Origin of the sequence: Acinetobacter towneri DSM 14962 = CIP 107472 (assembly GCF_000368785.1) — a bacterium.
In the GTDB taxonomy this organism is placed as follows: domain Bacteria; phylum Pseudomonadota; class Gammaproteobacteria; order Pseudomonadales; family Moraxellaceae; genus Acinetobacter; species Acinetobacter towneri.
Genome location: NZ_KB849669.1, coordinates 1 through 2,329, shown reverse-complemented (window position 1 = coordinate 2,329; position 2,329 = coordinate 1). Strand labels below are relative to the sequence as shown.

Annotated in this window: 2 protein-coding genes; one reads left to right on the top strand and one right to left on the bottom strand. The window is 34.4% G+C overall.

From position 1 onward, the window contains the following. Positions 1-190: 190 nt before the first annotated feature. The gene (locus F947_RS00210) at positions 191-757 is read right to left on the bottom strand and encodes a recombinase family protein (RefSeq protein WP_000678311.1); all 567 of its coding nucleotides are present in this window, start codon (positions 755-757) and stop codon (positions 191-193) included. 596 nt (positions 758-1,353) lie between these two features. Here F947_RS00210 and F947_RS00205 point away from each other — a divergent pair. Then, the coding region (locus F947_RS00205; protein WP_004968495.1) for a DEAD/DEAH box helicase family protein at positions 1,354-2,329 on the top strand (976 nt) is incomplete at its 3' end.

The window sequence follows — 2,329 nt, the reverse complement described above, 5'->3', positions numbered from 1 at the left end:
CAGGGTGAAGTGTGTCTAATCAACAGGGTTTTCGGTCTCTAAGTACTTTTTAAAGGGAACATCATCGACTCAAATCTCTATTTGCAACAGTGCCGCTTTTTATTGATTATTCATGTTCCACGCTTAAAATTCGAACAGTGTTTCATGATTTTTATAAGTTAAACTAAATTTAGTTGCTAATCCCAATAAGCTATTCACTAACTTGTAAATATCGGTATACCGCCTGACGACTAATCCCAAAAGCTTTCCCTAATGCCATTTTCGATGGATACTTCCCCTCCTTCCATGCTTGTCGTAAAGCTTCAGCTTGGTCAGGCTTTAGTTTATGCACCCGACCTTTGTACTTCCCCTGAGCAGAGGCGAGTTTTATTCCTTCCTTTTGCCGCTCTAAAATGATCTCACGTTCGAACTGTGCAAAAGCACCCATCATTTGAAGCATCAAATTATCCATCGGGGTGGATTCGGCTGTAAAAGTAATATTTTCTTTTACAAACTGGATGGCGATCCCTCGTTTGACCAGTTTATCTACTTCAGTGACCAAATCTTTTAGGCTTCGCGCAAAACGATCCATTGAATGTACAATCACCCTGTCCCCTTCCCGGACATAGTTCAACATTTCCTGAAATTTAGGTCGGTCAGTATTTTTACCTGAAGCACGGTCAACAAAAATCCGGTCGACCTCAATTCCTTCAAGTTGACGTCCAGTGTTTTGCTCGACAGAACTTACCCGGACATACCCTACTTTTTGGCCTTTCACTTTTTCACGCCCCAATTGGATAAAAATGAACAATTTCGTAAATTATAATTCTTTAACACTAAAGTTACATGTTACTTATGATTAAAAATCATTTAAATGATACATAATTTCATGAACTTCCAGATTGTAACTTTAGGGTATACTCTATAGTTACATAATTCGTGATTTAAAGAGACCTAGAAAAAGAGAAATGGTATTTATTTGAGCTAATCAAAGTTGAGAAACTTTAGAATTCTTGCGTTAGTCAAATTTTAAGCAGCCAAAAGCTATATTTTATGAGGTTTTAGCCAATTCAAAAATTAGATAAAACTATACTTTCGCAAGAGGTCTTTTGATTAAATAATAAGCGTGGAACGTGAAAAATCATAAAAAAAGCCCACCTTGGGGAAGATGGACCATCAACTAGAAACTACAGCATTGATTTCTAAAGAGAATTATAACCCATTTCGTATAAGGCGTATTATGTTAATTTTAGGAAAACTTTAAAATTACTTATTTTATCTCTTGGCTTAATTAAAAAACTCAACTTTCATGGCCATTGAATAAAATGATAAATAGTTCAATATAAACCCTTATTATCAAGAGGGTATTCTAAAATGACACATGCTTTTCAAGCGCTTTCTACATATATAGAAAATAATCCTAAACTAAGAGAACCACAGATTAATTCATATCTTGCACTAAAAGATTTTTATGAAAATCACTTTCAGGCCACTACAAATAAAGAAGTTGGAATAGTTCTTCCTGTTGGTTGTGGTAAATCTGGTTGTATAACTCTTACTCCTTTTGCATTTAAGTCAAAAAGATCTTTAGTAATTGCTCCAGGTGTTTCTATTGCAAATCAACTGCTTGAAGATTTTGAACCATTAACATCTTTTTATAAAAAATGTTCAGTACTAAAAGGAAATGAATTTCCAGAACCTGTAGAAATTCGTAGTAAAGATACCAACCTATCTGATTTAGAAGAGTCTGATGTAGTAATTACCAATATCCAGCAGCTACAAGGAGACAATAATCGCTGGTTAAACAATCTACCTGATGACTTTTTTGATGTCATAATTTTTGATGAAGGACATCATAGTGTTGCGGAAACTTGGGAAAATTTGAAAAATAAATTTTCCCAAGCTGCAATTGTAAATTACAGTGCAACACCAGAGCGATCCGATGGAAAAATTATGTCAGGAGAAGTTATTTATACCTTTCCTGTTCAAACAGCTATTCAAAAAGGATATGTAAAAGAGTTAACCGCTATAAGGCTTAATCCTAAAACATTAAAATATGTACGTTATGAAGACAGTCAAGAAGTCGAAGTATCTCTTGAAGAAGTAATAAGATTAGGAGAGGAGGATGCAAGTTTCCGTAGAAGTATTGTCACATCTAAGGAAACATTAGACACAATTGTTGATGCTTCTATTCATCAACTTATAGAGCTACGTAATGCTAATAATGATAATAGATTAAAGATTATTGCCTCTGCTCTAAACTATGAACACTGTATCCAAGTAGTTCAGGCATATAGAGAAAGAGGATTCTCCGCTGATTATGTTCATACTAGAGAAGACAGTAAAAAAA